At 60.0% G+C, this 15,147-nt stretch carries 11 protein-coding genes and 4 pseudogenes; 9 read left to right on the forward strand and 6 right to left on the reverse strand.

Features of this window, described 5'->3' with window-relative positions; translation table 11 throughout:
- The 3 genes from tnpC to NKK47_RS33205 form a co-directional block, all read right to left on the reverse strand.
- On the reverse strand, nucleotides 1–1,231 hold a 1,231-nt coding region (tnpC, locus tag NKK47_RS33195; protein ID WP_352579698.1), incomplete at its 3' end, for an IS66 family transposase.
- 380 nt (nucleotides 1,232–1,611) lie between these two features.
- Entirely contained in the window at nucleotides 1,612–2,304 is a 693-nt protein-coding gene (gene scpB / locus NKK47_RS33200) for an SMC-Scp complex subunit ScpB (protein WP_352579699.1), read from the reverse strand.
- A 2-nt stretch (nucleotides 2,305–2,306) separates the two neighbouring features.
- The gene (locus NKK47_RS33205) at nucleotides 2,307–3,308 is read right to left on the reverse strand and encodes a DUF1403 family protein (RefSeq protein ID WP_352579703.1); all 1,002 of its coding nucleotides are present in this window, start codon (nucleotides 3,306–3,308) and stop codon (nucleotides 2,307–2,309) included.
- A 169-nt stretch (nucleotides 3,309–3,477) separates the two neighbouring features.
- Between NKK47_RS33205 and NKK47_RS33210 the strand changes: the two genes are divergently transcribed.
- The 3 genes from NKK47_RS33210 to NKK47_RS33220 are packed head-to-tail and all read left to right on the forward strand — an operon-like array spanning nucleotide 3,478 to nucleotide 5,272.
- Entirely contained in the window at nucleotides 3,478–3,735 is a 258-nt protein-coding gene (locus NKK47_RS33210) for a type II toxin-antitoxin system VapB family antitoxin (protein ID WP_023804176.1), read from the forward strand.
- Nucleotides 3,735–4,121, forward strand: coding sequence for a type II toxin-antitoxin system VapC family toxin (locus tag NKK47_RS33215; RefSeq protein ID WP_023804175.1), 387 nt, complete (start codon nucleotides 3,735–3,737; stop codon nucleotides 4,119–4,121). The genes NKK47_RS33210 and NKK47_RS33215 overlap by 1 nt, the downstream gene beginning before the upstream one ends.
- Before the next feature lie 2 nt (nucleotides 4,122–4,123).
- A complete protein-coding gene (locus tag NKK47_RS33220; protein WP_352579700.1) occupies nucleotides 4,124–5,272 on the forward strand; it encodes a site-specific integrase in 1,149 nt (382 codons plus the stop codon).
- A 254-nt stretch (nucleotides 5,273–5,526) separates the two neighbouring features.
- Here NKK47_RS33220 and NKK47_RS33225 read toward each other — a convergent pair whose 3' ends face one another.
- Nucleotides 5,527–7,188: a tannase/feruloyl esterase family alpha/beta hydrolase gene (locus tag NKK47_RS33225; protein ID WP_352579701.1), complete on the reverse strand. Its 1,662-nt coding sequence runs from the start codon at nucleotides 7,186–7,188 to the stop codon at nucleotides 5,527–5,529.
- A gap of 139 nt (nucleotides 7,189–7,327) precedes the next feature.
- Here NKK47_RS33225 and NKK47_RS33230 point away from each other — a divergent pair.
- Nucleotides 7,328–7,543: pseudogene (locus tag NKK47_RS33230) on the forward strand (leucine zipper domain-containing protein); the annotation flags it as partial.
- Nucleotides 7,537–7,923 (forward strand): annotated as a pseudogene (locus NKK47_RS33235) (Tn3 family transposase); the annotation flags it as partial. The pseudogenes NKK47_RS33230 and NKK47_RS33235, both read left to right, overlap by 7 nt.
- A gap of 977 nt (nucleotides 7,924–8,900) precedes the next feature.
- Here the strand turns inward: NKK47_RS33235 and NKK47_RS33245 are convergent.
- Nucleotides 8,901–9,218 (reverse strand): annotated as a pseudogene (locus tag NKK47_RS33245) (integrase core domain-containing protein); the annotation flags it as partial.
- 5 nt (nucleotides 9,219–9,223) lie between these two features.
- On the opposite strand from NKK47_RS33245, the pseudogene NKK47_RS33250 reads away from it, so the two are divergent.
- A pseudogene (locus NKK47_RS33250) lies at nucleotides 9,224–9,601 on the forward strand (IS30 family transposase); the annotation flags it as partial.
- 50 nt (nucleotides 9,602–9,651) lie between these two features.
- Here NKK47_RS33250 and tyrS read toward each other — a convergent pair.
- Complete coding sequence (gene tyrS, locus NKK47_RS33255; protein WP_352579702.1) at nucleotides 9,652–10,911, reverse strand: tyrosine--tRNA ligase; 1,260 nt, start codon at nucleotides 10,909–10,911, stop codon at nucleotides 9,652–9,654.
- A 386-nt stretch (nucleotides 10,912–11,297) separates the two neighbouring features.
- Here tyrS and NKK47_RS33260 point away from each other — a divergent pair, with 386 nt between their 5' ends.
- The 3 genes from NKK47_RS33260 to NKK47_RS33270 all read left to right on the forward strand — a co-directional run bounded on the left by NKK47_RS33260 (nucleotide 11,298) and on the right by NKK47_RS33270 (nucleotide 14,970).
- Nucleotides 11,298–11,564, forward strand: a complete 267-nt coding sequence (locus NKK47_RS33260; protein ID WP_023679089.1) for a type II toxin-antitoxin system prevent-host-death family antitoxin — start codon at nucleotides 11,298–11,300, stop codon at nucleotides 11,562–11,564.
- Nucleotides 11,561–11,983: a type II toxin-antitoxin system VapC family toxin gene (locus NKK47_RS33265; RefSeq protein ID WP_352480554.1), complete on the forward strand. Its 423-nt coding sequence runs from the start codon at nucleotides 11,561–11,563 to the stop codon at nucleotides 11,981–11,983. The genes NKK47_RS33260 and NKK47_RS33265 overlap by 4 nt, the downstream gene beginning before the upstream one ends.
- A gap of 920 nt (nucleotides 11,984–12,903) precedes the next feature.
- On the forward strand, nucleotides 12,904–14,970 hold the full coding sequence (locus NKK47_RS33270) for a carbamoyltransferase family protein (protein WP_352579705.1): 2,067 nt from the start codon (nucleotides 12,904–12,906) through the stop codon (nucleotides 14,968–14,970).
- Nucleotides 14,971–15,147 lie beyond the last annotated feature (177 nt).

Here is a 15,147-nt window from a genome sequence, read left to right on the forward strand (position 1 = left end):
GACGAGCCGTGTCGACGACGGTTCGAATGTCGGCTTCGCCCTTTGCGGCCCACATGGCGCGATAGCCGTTAGTGATCTTCCGTTGAACGACGGCGGGTCTGAGGGCGCGTTCGCAGGCGTTGTTCGTCGCGTCGATCATTCCTGGCCATTGGGCAAAGGTCAAAAGTTGATCGCGAGCTCGCCTGAACTTGTTTTGGATATCGCGGGCCAGATCGCACGATGTTGTGGTGGCGAGGATATCGTTCAGGCTTCGCTCCAGGGCGCGACGCTTGCCGGCGATGGTCGAGGCGGCGAAGGTTTCGATACCGGCGGCTAGGGCGAAGGCTCTTTGCAGCCAACGCTTGAGCCGTGAGGGCAGCATGTCCTCACTTGCCTCGTCCGCATAGGCGACGTCGCGGGCGAGATGCGCCAGGCAGGTCTGATGCGCATTTGCGTGCCCTTGTTGTGCGGCATAGCGATCGGAACACCAGACGTCGGGCCGATGGCCGTCCATCAGAGTCCGGACCACGACGGCGCCGCGCGTTGGCGCCGCTTGATGAACAACCGCTTCGGCGCAGCGAAACACCCAGTGGTAGGCGTTGCTTCCTTCGATCCGCACGCCGGTCTCATCGGAGGCGATGACCTTGGCCCGGCGCAACGCCGCGACGGCCTTGTCGCACTCGGCCGCGAAGGCGCCCTGCGCACGGCGCAACATGTTCATCAGTCCGCCCTGGCTGATGGTGAGACCGAAAAGGTTCGCGAACGCGCTCTGCAGCCGCTCGTAGGACAGGGCCTGGAAAGTCTTGAGATAGGTCGCTACGGCGTGCACGCGTGGCCCGAACGGCGTCCCCTTCGCCGCATCTGGCACAGCCGCGACGACCAGCGTGCCGCAGGACGGGCAACGGACTGCCAAACGCCGATGGCGCTCAATCACAGGCCTGATCGCGGGAAGCTCAATCTTGTCGTGCTCGCTGACGGTTTCGGCAGCAAGATCGCTCGACAGGCTGGCGCGGCAGCAAAGGCATTGGTCGGGATGATGATCGATGATGCGATCGGCATCCTCACGCATGGCGCGGCTGTGACCTTCATGACCCGCCTTGGCGCCGCCAGGCTTTGCCCTGTCCCGACGCGCCTTGCGATCGCTCGACGGTGGCTTGGACGACGTGCGCGATGTCTTCTCTGGCCGCTGCATCCGCAGCACCAGATCGATCAACTCTTCCTTCGTCAGACGCTGCAAATCAGTGCGATCCATAACCGCATAGATTCAGGGATTCTTGCCCCTGACAAGGGCGTCGGTAATTACGGTCAAGCTATCTCGATGTTAGGTTTACTTGCAGGCGATTTTCTTCAGGAGCAAAATAACTATCGATAATGGCCTCTTATCGATACTGTCATTATTTAAAATATTGGAAGTTGATTACATTCTTATTATTAATCGAGATATAAGACCAGTTTAGAGGCGGCTCGCCTCTCAGAGGCGACGTTTCCAGCGGCGACCGCAGATCGAGATATTGGCGGGTTGATGCCGGGGCTTTGTCCGAAATCTGTGGTCCGATTTCGGACGAAGTGACGGTCAAGATGTCCGAAATATGGTACGAATTTCGGACAAGCTTCACACACAAAGCGCCGCGGCTATTCGTCGAGTTCGACTCCGACGGGCTCTGGGCCGACGGCAAAGCCAGGGATGATGTCCCCCGCCAGCAGCTTTTCCTTCGACAGCAGTCCGGCGTCCTCAAGCGCCTCGAAATCCGGCAGGTCGCGCAGCGTGTCGAGACCGAACTCCAGCAGGAATTCTTTGGTCGTGACGTAGGTGTAGGGCGCGCCGGGCGTCGGGCTGCGCGGACCGGAAGCGATCAGGCCGGCACCGCGCAGATGACCAATAAAATCGCGACTGATCTCCTTGCCGAAGAAGGAAGATAGCTCGGCGCGGGTGATCGGCTGGAACAGCGCCACACACATCAGCACCAGCACTTCAGATTGTGTCAGATCCACGGCTCGCTCGTTTTCGCCGACCGCGGCACGGATGGCATCGGCATAGGCCGGCCGCGTCAGATGCTTCCAGCCGCCGGCGACGGCGACCAGGTCGTAGGGCCGGCCGCCCAGTTCCTCGCGAATGTCGTCGATCAAAAGATCGATGCTGCAGCTCTTGCCGACGATCCGTGCCAGCGTCTCGCGGCCAACCGGCTCGCTCGCTGCAAAAATGGTTGCCTCGACACGGTGCATCCATTCGCGCCAGCGCGCCTCCGGCGGCAGATGGTCGAGTTCGCGGTCGAACAGACCATCCTCGCCCGTCCGCCCTCGCCGTCTGCGCGTCGTCTCGACCATCGTTACAGCCCGTAGATGCGGAAGGTCGGGCGTCCGGACAGTTCGCGCACGGCGCCGAGTTCGACCAGACGATCGAACAGGCGGCGAAGCCCACGGTCGCTCATGCCTGCGATGTTTGCCGAAGCAACGATCGCATCGTCGGACAGCAGTTTTTCGACGACAATGTCCGCCGCCTTGGCCCTGAGTTTTGGCGCATCGGCAAGCAGCCGGTCCGCGCGTCGCCCGAGTTCGGCGTGAAGATCAATTGCGCGCAACGCAGCGCGTGCCTGCGCGGCAAGCAGACCTTTCGCATGCTCAGGGTCTGTCTCAATGCTTGTCGCCACCGAGCCGGCTGCCGATCGACGCGGGCGGGCGCTTGTGCCCAAGGCCGCATCGGCGCCCAGCAGCGGCACCGCATGCGCCCAACCCAGCCGTTGCGCCAGCAGGGCGTCGGCGAGCCAGACGCCAAGGGCGCGCGCAAAGCCGTGGCGTTCGGCGATCGCGATGGCGCCGGTCGTCATTCCCACCGTCCCGTCCCTGGCGGCGAGTTGCCGAAGATCGTCCGTCAGATCGCGGACCGCCTCGTCGTCGCGGGCATAGCCGAACTCTGCCAGCACCGCGACAAGGCTTTTCTCCCCCAGCAGCTCCTCTGCGGGCCGGGCGGCCACCCGGCGCCAGGCGAGGAGCAAAAGACCGGCGGGCCCGACATTGTCGCCGGGTCGTGTGAGCAGCACGGCATCGCGCAATGCCGCTTCATCCTCAACGCGGCCGGCCTGCTTCGCCGTTACCGCGGCAGCCGTTAGCGCCAGGCGCTGCCGCCAGGCACCGGCCCACCGCCCTTGGCGGCGAACCACCGCGTCAAGCGCGCCGATCGTTGCGCCTGCCACAACCGCAGCCTCGTCAAGGCTTTGCGGGCCGTCGACCGCCCGTCGCAACCAGGACGGCACCGGCGCCACGGTGGTGACCAGTTCGATCCCGGCAGGGTGAGCATTGTGGCGGAGCGACGGCTTGGGGCGAAGAATCATCGTCAATGAGGATGAACGAGCGCGGCGCTTCTGGCAACGATAATGCGAACAAACCGCCGCGCCCGTCGTAGCTCCACAACGAACGATAATGTTGCATTATCGTTCCTAATTGACAGAAATCAAAAGATTAGGTAGAAATTGCCAAAAAGGTAGAAATTCGGAGCCTCTCGTGTCCCTGAATATCAAAAACCCGGCCACCGTCGCTCTCGCCGACGAACTCGCGCACCGCCAGGGTATCAGCAAGACTGCAGCCATTCACCAGGCGCTGAGCGAGCGGCTGCATCGAATGGGTTACGGTGACGTGGCCCAGGAGCGCCTGCTCGGCGAGTTGCGGGCGATCCGGGAAAGAGTGGCGCGATTGCCGGAACTCGATCATCGCAGTGACGAAGAGATCGTCGGCTATGACGAGCACGGCATTCCGAACTGATGGTGATCGACACCTCCGCCATCGTCGCGATCCTGCGCAACGAACCAGAAGCCTTGAGGCTTGAGAAGGCGCTCGTCACCAACCAAATCCGCCTGGTCCCTGCAACCTGTGTGCTCGAGGCGCGCATGGTGCTGGTCAGCCGGCGCGGTGAGCATGCGTTGGCCGAGATCGATCTGTGGCTGCGCAAAATCGAGGCCGACATCATCGCCGTGGATGCCGATCTCGTCGATGTGGCAACGCAGGCTTGGCTCACCTACGGCAAAGGCCGCCACCCGGCCGCCCTGAATTTTGCCGATTGCCTTTCCTACGCGTTGGCCAAACGGGCGGATGAGCCCTTGCTCTTTATCGGCAATGACTTTTCCCAGACGGATATCGAGGCAGCATAACGATGGCTGGCGACGGTGCGGGATCAACTGCAGCGCCCCGAGGGGACGATCTTCCCGACATCATCGATGTCGTGATGGAAATGGGACAGCATCCACAGGAGGGCGAAAAATCCCCCTCCCCTCCCCTGCCGCTTATGCACTCACGGGGACATGGTAGCCTTCCCGGCCATCTGGAAGAGCTTGCCGGCCACGCCCGCGACTATGTCAAGGCGGCCAGCTCGGCCAATACACGGCGCGCCTACGCCGCCGACTGGAAGCATTTTTGCGCCTGGGCGCGCCGGCAGGGTCTGGAAGTGCTCCCACCTGATCCGCAGACCGTCGGGCTCTACATCACCGCCTGCGCGTCCGGAAAGGTAACAGGGGAGAAAAAACCAAACTCTGTGGCGACGATCGAGCGTCGCCTTTCGTCACTGTCCTGGAACTTTTCGCAGCGAGGCGAACCGCTGGACCGCAAGGACCGCCACATCGCAACGGTCATGGCCGGCATCCGCAACACCCACGCCTCCCCTCCCCGGCAGAAGGAAGCGATCCTGCCCGAGGATCTGATCGCCATGCTCGAGACCCTCGACCGCGGCACGCTGCGTGGTCTGCGCGACCGCGCCATGCTGCTTCTGGGTTTTGCCGGTGGGCTGCGGCGCTCGGAAATCGTCGGGCTCGACATTGGTCGCGACCAGACCGAGGATTCTTCGGGCTGGATTGAGTTTTTTCCTGACAAGGGCGTGCTGGTGACCCTGCGCGGCAAAACCGGTTGGCGCGAGGTCGAGGTCGGCCGCGGCTCCTCCGACGCCACCTGCCCGGTGGCCGCTCTGCAGACGTGGCTAAGACTGGCGCACATTGCGCACGGACCTCTGTTCCGGCGCGTTGCTGGTCAAGGCAGAGCGGTCGGTGTCCATCGCTTGAACGACCAGGAGGTCGCACGCTTGGTCAAGCGCACGGCGCTCGCAGCCGGCGTGCGTGGCGATCTGTCGGAGGGCGAACGCGGTCAAAAGTTTGCTGGCCATTCGCTGCGCGCCGGCCTCGCGTCCTCGGCCGAGGTCGATGAGCGCTATGTGCAACAGCAGCTCGGTCACGCCTCGGCCGAGATGACTCGAAAGTATCAGCGCCGGCGCGATCGTTTCCGCGTCAATCTCACCAAGGCGTCCGGGCTCTGAAAAGCCCCCTCCCCTGCCCCGTTTTGTCCGCTGGGATGAGGCGGTCAGATCTCAGGCGATAACAATACCTCATCGAGCACAGCGAGCGATGTATCCAGACTATCGGCGGCCGACGCTTCGTAGTCAGGCATGATCATCAACTGCGTTATGGCACGGCCCACAAATTCCGGGTTTAGCTTTTCCAACCGATCCTTGGTCCGGGAGACCTGTTCCGGGAATGCGCGCAGATTGAAGCGAACAAATGACGAGGTCTCTTATCCCCGACACGAATAGCTCGCGATCTCATCGGGATTTCCCTTACCGTCATAGGCAGCTTGAGTGGGATAAGCGCAGATCGGCTGGTGCTTGCCAGGGAATGCCTTGCTGCCAGCCGCGAGAGAGTCCGGAGCCTTGTCTTGGTTTATCCAGCCCTCGATGGCGGCCAAAGGATCAAAGTCGTCGAAGGCTTGGCCATCGCCGCAGTGGGTCATCCCCGGGATTATGAACATGCGCACGAAAAGGCGAGTCGCTTCCAAATCGCCGCCGCCTGTGACCTCGACGACTTGCTTGTACCAGCGCACCAGATCGTTGGCCGAGAAGACCGGATCGGAAAGTCCCTGAAACAAGAGCAGCTTTCCACCGTGGGCAGCGAAGCTGGCGAGATACGTGCCGGTCGCATCATTGAGCTTGGCCGTATCCGCAACGCGTGCCGGATCCTTGTCGAAGTCGAACTTCAGGGGGTCAAAATTCGGCGCCGGGGGCGTCATGAAGTAGTATTGAAGCGAGCGGGCTCCCAGAACGATGTTGTTTGCATCCGACTGGGAAGTGGGGGATTTGCCCAGCTTCCAAATTCTCCAGTCCGCGCCCGCAACGCCCGTATCATATGGCCAATCGCTGTAAAGCTTTTCGCCATCGGAGCTTTCCGGACCCGCGAACGCGCGGCTCATGGCCTGCACTTGACCAGCCGTGAGGCAGCTGTCCGTCTTATCGCCTTGGCAGTACAGGACCTTTGGGTCGAACCGGCACTGCTGCCAGGCGTTGATGACGCCATCCTCAATGCCATCGCGGGCATCACAGGCAGCGAGAACCGCGTTGGCGACGAGGTTCAGATCCTGCTGGGAGAAGGCGCGGGATAGAATGGGATGGCCGGCCTCATCCTTGGGAGCGATGCTCATGTACTCGCGAGTATCCCAGGCTTGGGCAATGTTGGCGGCACTGAGACGAAAACCCGGGCTACCTGCAACAATCCCGTCGAACTCGAGCGGATATCGCTGAGCCGCTATCAACGCCTCACGACCGCCATTCGAGCATCCCATGAACACCGACTTTTTCGGAGCCGCCCCATAGAACTTGGCCACCACCTGCTTCGAGACCGAAGTGACTTTGCCAATGGAGGCGTACGCAAAATCAATGCGTGCGGCTTGATCGACCCCGAAAGCCGGATCGGGGCTTGGGTGCCCGCCATCCATGCTTACAACAGCGTAGCCGCGCAAGAGCCCGGGAGCCGCGGTCGAGTTCCGGCAAGGAATGGTCCCGACGGCCGGCGCCAGGAAGCCATCAACTGCGCCGCCGCCCTGGAAAAGGAACATGTCGTTCCAGGTCGTCGGAAGACGCACCTCAAACCGGGTGCCATATGATTGACCATCGACCCCCTGGCGTTTCCCGATAACACCTCGGACAAGGCAGTGCCCGCCCACTTTTACCGCCTGAGGCGAGGCGCCGGTGAATGCAGTGAAGGGATCTGCGGGGATCTCCTGCGGCTTTTGAAGGCTAGCCTCGGTAAAGATCACGCTTGGAATTGTGAGCTTGGCGATGGACCGGCACGCCTGATCCGACGCGTTTGCCGCCAGTGCAGGCGCACATACACATATGATCGCCAAAATCAGTGCCAGGGTGCACCCGCGGTCCCGCAGCTTGAGCCCGTTAGCCAAGAACATACCCATCCTCCCTGGATGCCCCGATAGCCCGAAAGCTGATCGCATTGGTAGCTAGTTGTGAGCTTTCAGAAGGTTATCCATCCGGTCCGAACCGGGAAAGCTGAGGTTGTCGAAGCTTCAGTGATTCCAGTGGGACCGGATGAACATCCATAAGAGTACCCGTCTGACGCCGCTCGGTCGAGAGCGAATTGTAATGCAGGTCGAGAGCGGACAGACGCCTGAGGCCGTCGCCAAAGCCGCAGGCGTCTGCCCGCGGACGGTTCGCAAATGGCTCGACCGGTATCGCGCCGAGGAAATGCCAGGATTGCGGGATCGCTCATCTCGCCCTCATCGGCTGCGCCGGCCGACGCTGGTGCGCGCGAGCGGTTGGATGGGCTTCTGACCGAAATGTTGGCCGGTAACATAAGCCGCTTCATCTTGCTTCGCAAGTTCGAGCTCGGCAACAATTCCGCGGCGGCAAACCGGCTGCTTGACCGACTGGAGTTCCTGCGCGGTGGGTCTTGATCCGCAAGTGCTCGCCGGCATCCGCAACACCGCATCGCTCGCCTGCGTCGGCAGGGTGAGCGCTATTTCACCGATGGCTTGCGCGATATCAGCTCGGATCGACGCTGGGCGATCCTTGCCGTTTGCGCCGTGGAATGGGAGGCGGCGGTCGCCGATGCCGTGGTCGAGACCCATGACCGGATCGTAAGGAAGACCTGGCGAGAGACTAAGGAGGAAACGGGCTTGACGCTGCAGAGGCTCTATTCGGCCGACATATGCGAGCAATTCTATGAAGCGGACCGCGACGCCATTAGCCTCCTGCCGGTTTTCGTGGGTTTCGCGGGGTCGACAGAGACGGTGCGACTGAATGCCGAACACAGCGAGTTTCAGTGGGTCCCCTTCGATCAAGCGGTCAACATGGTTCCGTTTGCCGGGCAGCGGAACGTGCTCAGGCACGTCCAGAAAGAGTTCGTCGAGCAAGAGCCAAATCGCTGGCTGTTAATTCATCCGCCACGCTAGGCAGCCGGGACGACGCGAGCGGCCGATTCCCACCCCTCCGGGCCGTCAGGGAAGGTGGAAAATCGACCCAAAGCGTCCTCCAAGCGGCGAATTTCGAAGTAAGTTTTCCGCCTTGCTGGAACCCTGCACCTTCATAGAAGCGCAGAGTGGACTCCCTCCGAGATCCAGTCGCCAACAGAACCTTGTAGCAATCGGCGTTCCATGCTTTGTCGAGCGCGGCATGAAGGACGGCGCGGCCCAGCCCAGTAGCCCAGTCCGGCGATGGTTGGCATCTGTCACGACGTTTTCGATTACCCCGTAAAGACGGGCTCCCCGGGACAAGTTGGGAACGATCGCGAGTGTGCAGGACGACACGAGCAGCCCTGCCATATCGACCACGAAGACAGTGATCCGATTCGTATGATTGGAAAGTGGATAGTGACAGACCCTCAGCCTTCAAACCAACAACACACGAGCATGGGCGGGTAACCGCTGCATGTCGGTTGTCCACCCTACTGAGACAGATGGGAACCGGACAGCTCGCGACCCTTTTCGGACCTTGGTTCGAGAAAGCTCTACCGGAAGCAAGATGTTCGTTCGTAACAAAATGGACCGATCTCTGCTCTGTGGCGTGTGCGTTCAAGCCGCTCGGGGCGATACCCGCAGAAACCAGCGAGCTTACCATCGAACACCTGCTAAGCTCATTAGCAATGAAGCAACGAAGGTGGAGGCTAGGTGTTTAGTCCCGGCATTTGATGGGTGGGATCGAGTCGGAACCGTTCGGGCTCTTTTGCCCAGATTTTGCAGATGAACTCGTAGGGTGTTAGGCCCTTGAGGGTCTTAAGCCGGCGCGCGAAATTGTAAGCTAAGATGAAGTCGGCGAGATGCCGGCGCAGTTGATCGTGATCGTCATAGTGGAAGCGCTTGACGGTGGCGTCCTTGATGGTCCGATTCATCCGCTCGACCTGGCCGTTCGCCCAGGGATGGTTGATCTTTGTGAGCCGGTGCTCGATGCCATGTTCGTCGCAGATGCCGTCGAAGATGTGCTGAAGGGATGCTGGTCAAGGTCGCCAACAAGGATACCGAAAGCGTCGTCTCGGCACTGATCAAACAGGCACGGAAACTCCCCGGCGAACTGTACCAGTCGTTGACCTGGGACCGAGGCAAAGAGCTCGCCGATCACCAGCGCCTGACCTTGGCCTCCGACGTCGAGGTCTACTTCTGTGATCCGCGGTCGCCGTGGCAGCGCGGCTCCAACGAAAACACCAACCGATTACTGCGCCAATATCTGCCGCGCGGAACCGATCTATCCCTGCACAGCCAGACTAAGCTCAGCGCGATCGCACGGCAGCTCAATGAGAGGCCGCGAAAGACCTTGCTTTATCAAACCCCAGCTGAAAAGTTCGCGGAGTGTGTTGCAGGGATCAGTTGAACCCACCCCGCTAAGCGGGCAGAATTTCTGCGACAGCATTTGCTGAAACCCTACTTTACAACAGTGTGGCGCTTCCGGCCGAGCGAAAGCCGGATCGGGAGGTCTTGGGACGATATCATTGTATCAATCTCGACGACGTTGCCGTTGATCCGCACACCTCGTCCCGAGATCGCCCTTCGCGCTTCCCCTTTGGAGGAGGTCAATCCGGCGCGTACCAGCAAATCCACAAGGGCTACTCCGGCCAAGCCCTCGGCGTCATTTAGATGAAGCGTCGGTAGCCCCTCTGCGGCTTCGCCCTGCCCAAATGCTTGGCTAGCCGTGGCCTCCGCCTGTTTGGCGGCGTTAGTTCCATGTGCCAGGGCCGTAGCTTCGTTGGCCAGACGTTCTTTGACGGCGTTTAGCTCGGTTCCTTCAGCCTGTCCAAATCGCTCGATCTCGTCCATCGGCAGATCGGTGAAAAGCTTCAGGAACCGAACGACATCAGCGTCTTCCGTGTTACGCCAGAATTGCCAGTAATCGTATGGCGAAAGGCGATCTTCGTTGAGCCACACAGCTCCGGCAGCCGTCTTACCCATCTTGACACCTGAAGAAGTCGTCAGAAGCGGCGTAGTCACTCCGAAGACTTCCTTTCCATCCGTCCGCCGTATCAAGTCGATGCCATTGATGATGTTCCCCCACTGGTCGGCTCCACCCATCTGCAGACGGCAACCGGTCCGGCGGGATAGCTCAAGGAAGTCGAACGCTTGGAGGATCATGTAGTTGAATTCTAAGAAGCTCAGGTTCTCCTGCTTTTCCAGCCGCGACTTCACACTGTCGAAAGAGAGCATCCGATTGACGGAGAAATGCCTGCCGACGTCTCTCAGCATGTCGATCCAACGAATGCTGTCCAGCCAGTCGGCATTGTTCACCATCACGGCATCCGTCGGGCCGTCTCCGAAGACAAGGAGACGGTCAAAGACCTTTCTGATCCCTTCAATGTTGGCGGCGATCCGCTCGTCCGTCAGCATCGGCCGCGCCTCCGAACGGAAGCTGGGATCGCCGATGCGGGTGGTCCCACCCCCAATGAGAACGATGGGTTTATGGCCAGTCTGCTGAAGATGACGAAGCGCCATGATCAGAAGAAGATGGCCGACATGAAGACTGTCAGCCGTCGCATCGAAACCAGCGTAAGCGGGTACGATGCCTGCTTCAAAGGCGGCATCGACACCCGGCAGGTCGGTCCCTTGATTTACATAGCCGCGCTCAATGAGCGTCTTCAAAGCGGCCGAACATGGTTCGGAATGACCGGTTGATAAATCGGGAAGTGCCATAGGGAATCCTCCTGGTATTGCCGCCAGGGGGTCCTCTCAATGAACAAGCCGCCTGACGGCGGCTTGTTTCAAGGCATGATCGAAACGCGCCGCTCCTTATGGAAGCGTCGCATAATAGATTGCAGCGATGGGCGCGGACTTGATCATGTGCCGATGCATAAAGGACTTTATCCGCACCTGCAAGCAATCTGAAATGGCTACTTCGGGGAGCTGCCGAGCCTTTGTCGCGACGATTTTGCAACTGACTTTTGCACCGTCGCAGAACTCAACTTTTGCGACAACATCTCACCAAGGCGTCCGGGCTCTAAAAAAAGTCCCCCTCCCCTGTTGCGGTCACTATGCATTTTTATATAGTCACCGTAGTCACAATGGTCACGGAGGCCAGAATGCAGTCTGCTCCAAAAGAGGATGCCAACTGGACCGTCGCTCGGGCCAAGGCGCGGCTGTCGGAAGTCATCGAGCGTGCGCAGGCGGCGCCGCAAACGATCACGCGCAACGGTAGGCCAAGCGTCGTTGTCGTCTCCGCCGAGGAATGGCAACGCAAGACGGTGCGCAAGGGTACGCTTGCGGAGTTTCTGCTGGAGTCGCCGCTACGCGGCGCGGAACTCGACCTTGAGCGTCAACGCGATGAACCGCGTGATCTGCCGCTGTGAGGCTACTGCTGGACACGAATGTCCTGTCCGAGGTGACAAGGCCGGCGCCGGACGCACGCGTTCTGGAATGGCTGGACAAGCTCGACGAGGATCGCTCGTTCATCAGCGTGGTGTCGATCGCGGAAATCCGGCGCGGCGTTGCTCTCATGGGCGAGGGTCGGAAGCGTGAGGCGCTGGCCGAATGGCTTGCCCGAGACCTGCCTCAGCGTTTCGAGCAGAGAGTCCTCCCCGTCGACGAGCCGGTTGCTCTGGCCTGGGGCGATCTGATGGGTCTTGCGAAGCGCCGCGGCCGCGGGCTGACGTCAATGGACGGATTGATCGCAGCCACAGCGATTGCCCAGGAGCTCACTCTGGCAACGCGTAATATGAAGGATTTCGAAGGCTTCGGAATAGAGCTCTTCGATCCGTGGACTGCGTGAATCGCCCAGCACCTCATCCCGAATGCTCGAAGCGAATTTCGAAAAAGAAGTGTGGGTTGCTCTCACACCCTTTGCTGAAATGTTGTGACAGAGCGCATGGAATGCCACGCGCTTCAAATCGGAGTAGCCATCCAGGAAGCCTGAAGCCCTTTGAAGCGCATGTCCGTCAGCTATTCATAGCGTGGATGACTTTGATCGAAACAAACGATTTCATAACTCTTCGGAAATCTTGCATGGACAAAAGCACGTCCGCACCGATCACCCATCCAAGGAGAAAATCTTCCATGCGCCCTGACGTGCAGTGGAGGTCGTGCCGAGAAGTGAGTTGCAACTGGCCGACCATGTCGGCGGTTCGACGCTAGTCGTCCCCAATGTTCCTGAGCTGCGAAGTCTTGCAGGCGAGCCCGCTGCCCAGCGCGATTCTGCTTGTGGGCGGGCTTATTGCCGCAGGCAGATCCGGTCGGCTCGTCTGGGCAGCGGATTGGAGACCCGGCCGGCAGCGCTACCATACAACATCAGCGCACTTTACATCTACGCGGTATTGCCGTGCTTCCAGTCGGTGCCATGTTTGGCCGACGCATGACGCGATGCGGCCTCCTGCACAGCCGAAGGCGTTATCGGATGTGCGACCGGGAAGCAGGTGGACAGTGCAGCACGTGTCACTCGCTGTGCGAGGGTCTTTCGGGGAATGAAATCGGGCCAGTTCACGGCGCGGTGATCCAGCCAAGCTCTCGGCGTCATGGAACGGCAGGCGCCACGATCGAAGCATCTCATGTTGATTCAGGCGGACCCCTTATGAGGCGTTCTTTGATGCCGGTGATGCCTGACAGGCGGTTGCAGCTGCAAGCGACAATGCGGCCTATTTAGTTGGAAACGGAGGCAGGCCAATTTGGCTTGCCCGTCACTATGTGGAGAAAGAAATGCTGTGTCTAGGAATTAGCGGCGGACTTGACCAAGTCCATGAAAACCGATTCGAGCTTCGGAACGCCTTTATGCACGATGGCGCCGCGGTGCTCGTCCGAGACGGACGGGTGATAGCAGCCGTCGAAGAGGAACGCCTCAATCGGATGAAACACTCCAACAAGCTCCCAATTCGTTCGATTCAATACTGTCTGTCAGCGGCGGGGGTTCAGCTCAACGACATTGATCGTGTCGCGCTCTACGCCAGCGAGCCCTATGCCAACGCCATGCTTGAAGGTATGTCCGCATCCCACCCGGACATTCTCTCCATTCCGTTGGATGCTAAAACGTTGGTGCAGGATCTGTTGACGCGTGAGTTCGGCACTAAGTTGGACAGTTCGCGTATTTCATTCGTAAGTCATCATCAGGCGCACGCCGTGAGCGCCTTTGCAATGTCGGGCTTCGAACAAAGTCTCATTCTAGCGATTGATGGCTCTGGTGATTTCCTATCGGGCCTGTTGGCGGTAGGGTCTGGCACAGAAATTACGCAACTCGAGGCTTTCCCCGAGAACAATTCTCTTGGGCTGTTTTATCTCGAGACGATCCGCTATCTCGGCTACGGCTTGTTCGACGAGTATAAGGTAATGGGACTCGCGCCCTACGGCGACCCCGCTCCCTATCGCGAGCTCTTCGAGCAGTTCTACGAGCTCTCCGCCAACGGCGGTGGCTACCGTGTTCACCTCGACCGCATCGGTCCGGCGTTGCTCCGCAATATCGAGGTCAGGCGAAAGGGAATGCCCTTCACCCAGCAGCATCGAGATGTGAGTGCGTCACTGCAGGAAGCGCTTGAGCGGATCGTGTTCCACATTCTCCGGCATCACCGTGAGGCCACCGGCATGAAGCGGTTGTGCCTGGCGGGGGGGGTGGCCCACAACTGTACGATGAACGGTAAGCTGCTGTATTCAGGGCTTTTCGAAGACATCTTCGTGCAACCCGCGTCTCACGACGCTGGCTGCGCATTGGGAGCTGCGCTGATAGTCTCTAACGAGATGGGCCGCCCCGCGCCGTGTGAGCGACTGCAGGAGGTCTATTGGGGTCCTGATCTCGGGAGCGAGCGCGCCGTGCAACAGGAACTGAATGCATGGGCCGGACATCTCGAGGTTGAACGCTCTGATGACGTGGCAAGCAGTGCAGCCGACTGGATCGCCAACGGCGCCGTGATCGGCTGGGTGCAGGGTCGTTCGGAGTTTGGGCCACGTGCGCTGGGCAACCGCAGCATTCTTGCCGACCCTCGGCCCGCCGCAAACAAGGACCGGATCAATGCGATGGTCAAGAAGCGCGAAGGCTATCGGCCCTTCGCGCCATCTGTGCTGGAGGAGGATGCGAGCGAATTTTTCGACCTCCCGGACGGTAGGCACGAATTTCCATTCATGAATTTCGTCGTTCGCGTGCGTGACTCAAAGCGCGCCTTGCTCGGTGCCATCACGCACGTCGACGGTACCGCTCGCCTGCAAACAGTATCGCACAACGCCAATCCCGCGTACTGGGAGGTCATCAATGCGTTCAAGAAGCGCACAGGCACTCCAATTCTGCTCAATACGTCCTTTAACAACAATGCCGAACCGATCGTGGATTCGGTTGCAGACGCGATTGCCACCTTTCTGACGACAGAGCTGGATGGACTTGTGGTCGGGCCCTTCCTGGTAAAAAAGCGGGCTGCAACGCTGCAGGATTGGACTGCGCTTGCGGTTTCGTTGCCGCCCTATGTGTCCCTCCATCAAACCCGCGCTTACAAAGCGCCAGATCGTCGGGAAACTCACTGCGAGATCAGCACGACCCACTTCAACAGTAACAGTGTGCGAATTTCACACGACTTGTTTAATCTGCTGATGCGGATTGAGGGCGAAGCCATGTTGGGAGATCTCCTCAATACAATTGCGCCGGATCAGGCTAAGCGTGACGCTGTGATGGAGGGCCTGCGACGACTGTGGGAGCAGCGCCTCGTTCGGTTGCATCCCTCACAAGCTGCTCGCACGGATCAAGACTGCGATCAAACGCTGGACCAGCATAACAGGCTCTCAGCGTGATAGCGATGCCGCTATCCAAGCTCGGCGAATAAACGTGTTCATCGACGCCGCCAGCCCGCGGCCAGCTGGGGGGCGGGGGCCATGATAACAAGGGGTTTTAGGGCACAGAATTGTTGGCGGCCCCGGCGCGCCGAAAAAAACCCCGGCGGCGGGGGCGTTTTTTATCCGGGGGGATGT

The organism is Mesorhizobium sp. M0019 (assembly GCF_040323975.1).
Taxonomy (GTDB): domain Bacteria; phylum Pseudomonadota; class Alphaproteobacteria; order Rhizobiales; family Rhizobiaceae; genus Mesorhizobium.

What these genes read in the sequence shown, in the direction of transcription:
- NKK47_RS33270 (WP_352579705.1), top strand. Translation starts at nt 12,904, where the DNA reads ATGCTGTGTCTAGGAATTAGCGGCGGACTTGACCAAGTCCATGAAAAC.
- NKK47_RS33215 (WP_023804175.1), top strand. Translation starts at nt 3,735, where the DNA reads ATGGTGATCGACACCTCCGCCATCGTCGCGATCCTGCGCAACGAACCA.
- NKK47_RS33260 (WP_023679089.1), top strand. Translation starts at nt 11,298, where the DNA reads ATGCAGTCTGCTCCAAAAGAGGATGCCAACTGGACCGTCGCTCGGGCC.
- scpB (WP_352579699.1), bottom strand. Translation starts at nt 2,304, where the DNA reads ATGGTCGAGACGACGCGCAGACGGCGAGGGCGGACGGGCGAGGATGGT.
- NKK47_RS33205 (WP_352579703.1), bottom strand. Translation starts at nt 3,308, where the DNA reads ATGATTCTTCGCCCCAAGCCGTCGCTCCGCCACAATGCTCACCCTGCC.
- tyrS (WP_352579702.1), bottom strand. Translation starts at nt 10,911, where the DNA reads ATGGCACTTCCCGATTTATCAACCGGTCATTCCGAACCATGTTCGGCC.
- NKK47_RS33220 (WP_352579700.1), top strand. Translation starts at nt 4,124, where the DNA reads ATGGCTGGCGACGGTGCGGGATCAACTGCAGCGCCCCGAGGGGACGAT.
- NKK47_RS33225 (WP_352579701.1), bottom strand. Translation starts at nt 7,188, where the DNA reads ATGTTCTTGGCTAACGGGCTCAAGCTGCGGGACCGCGGGTGCACCCTG.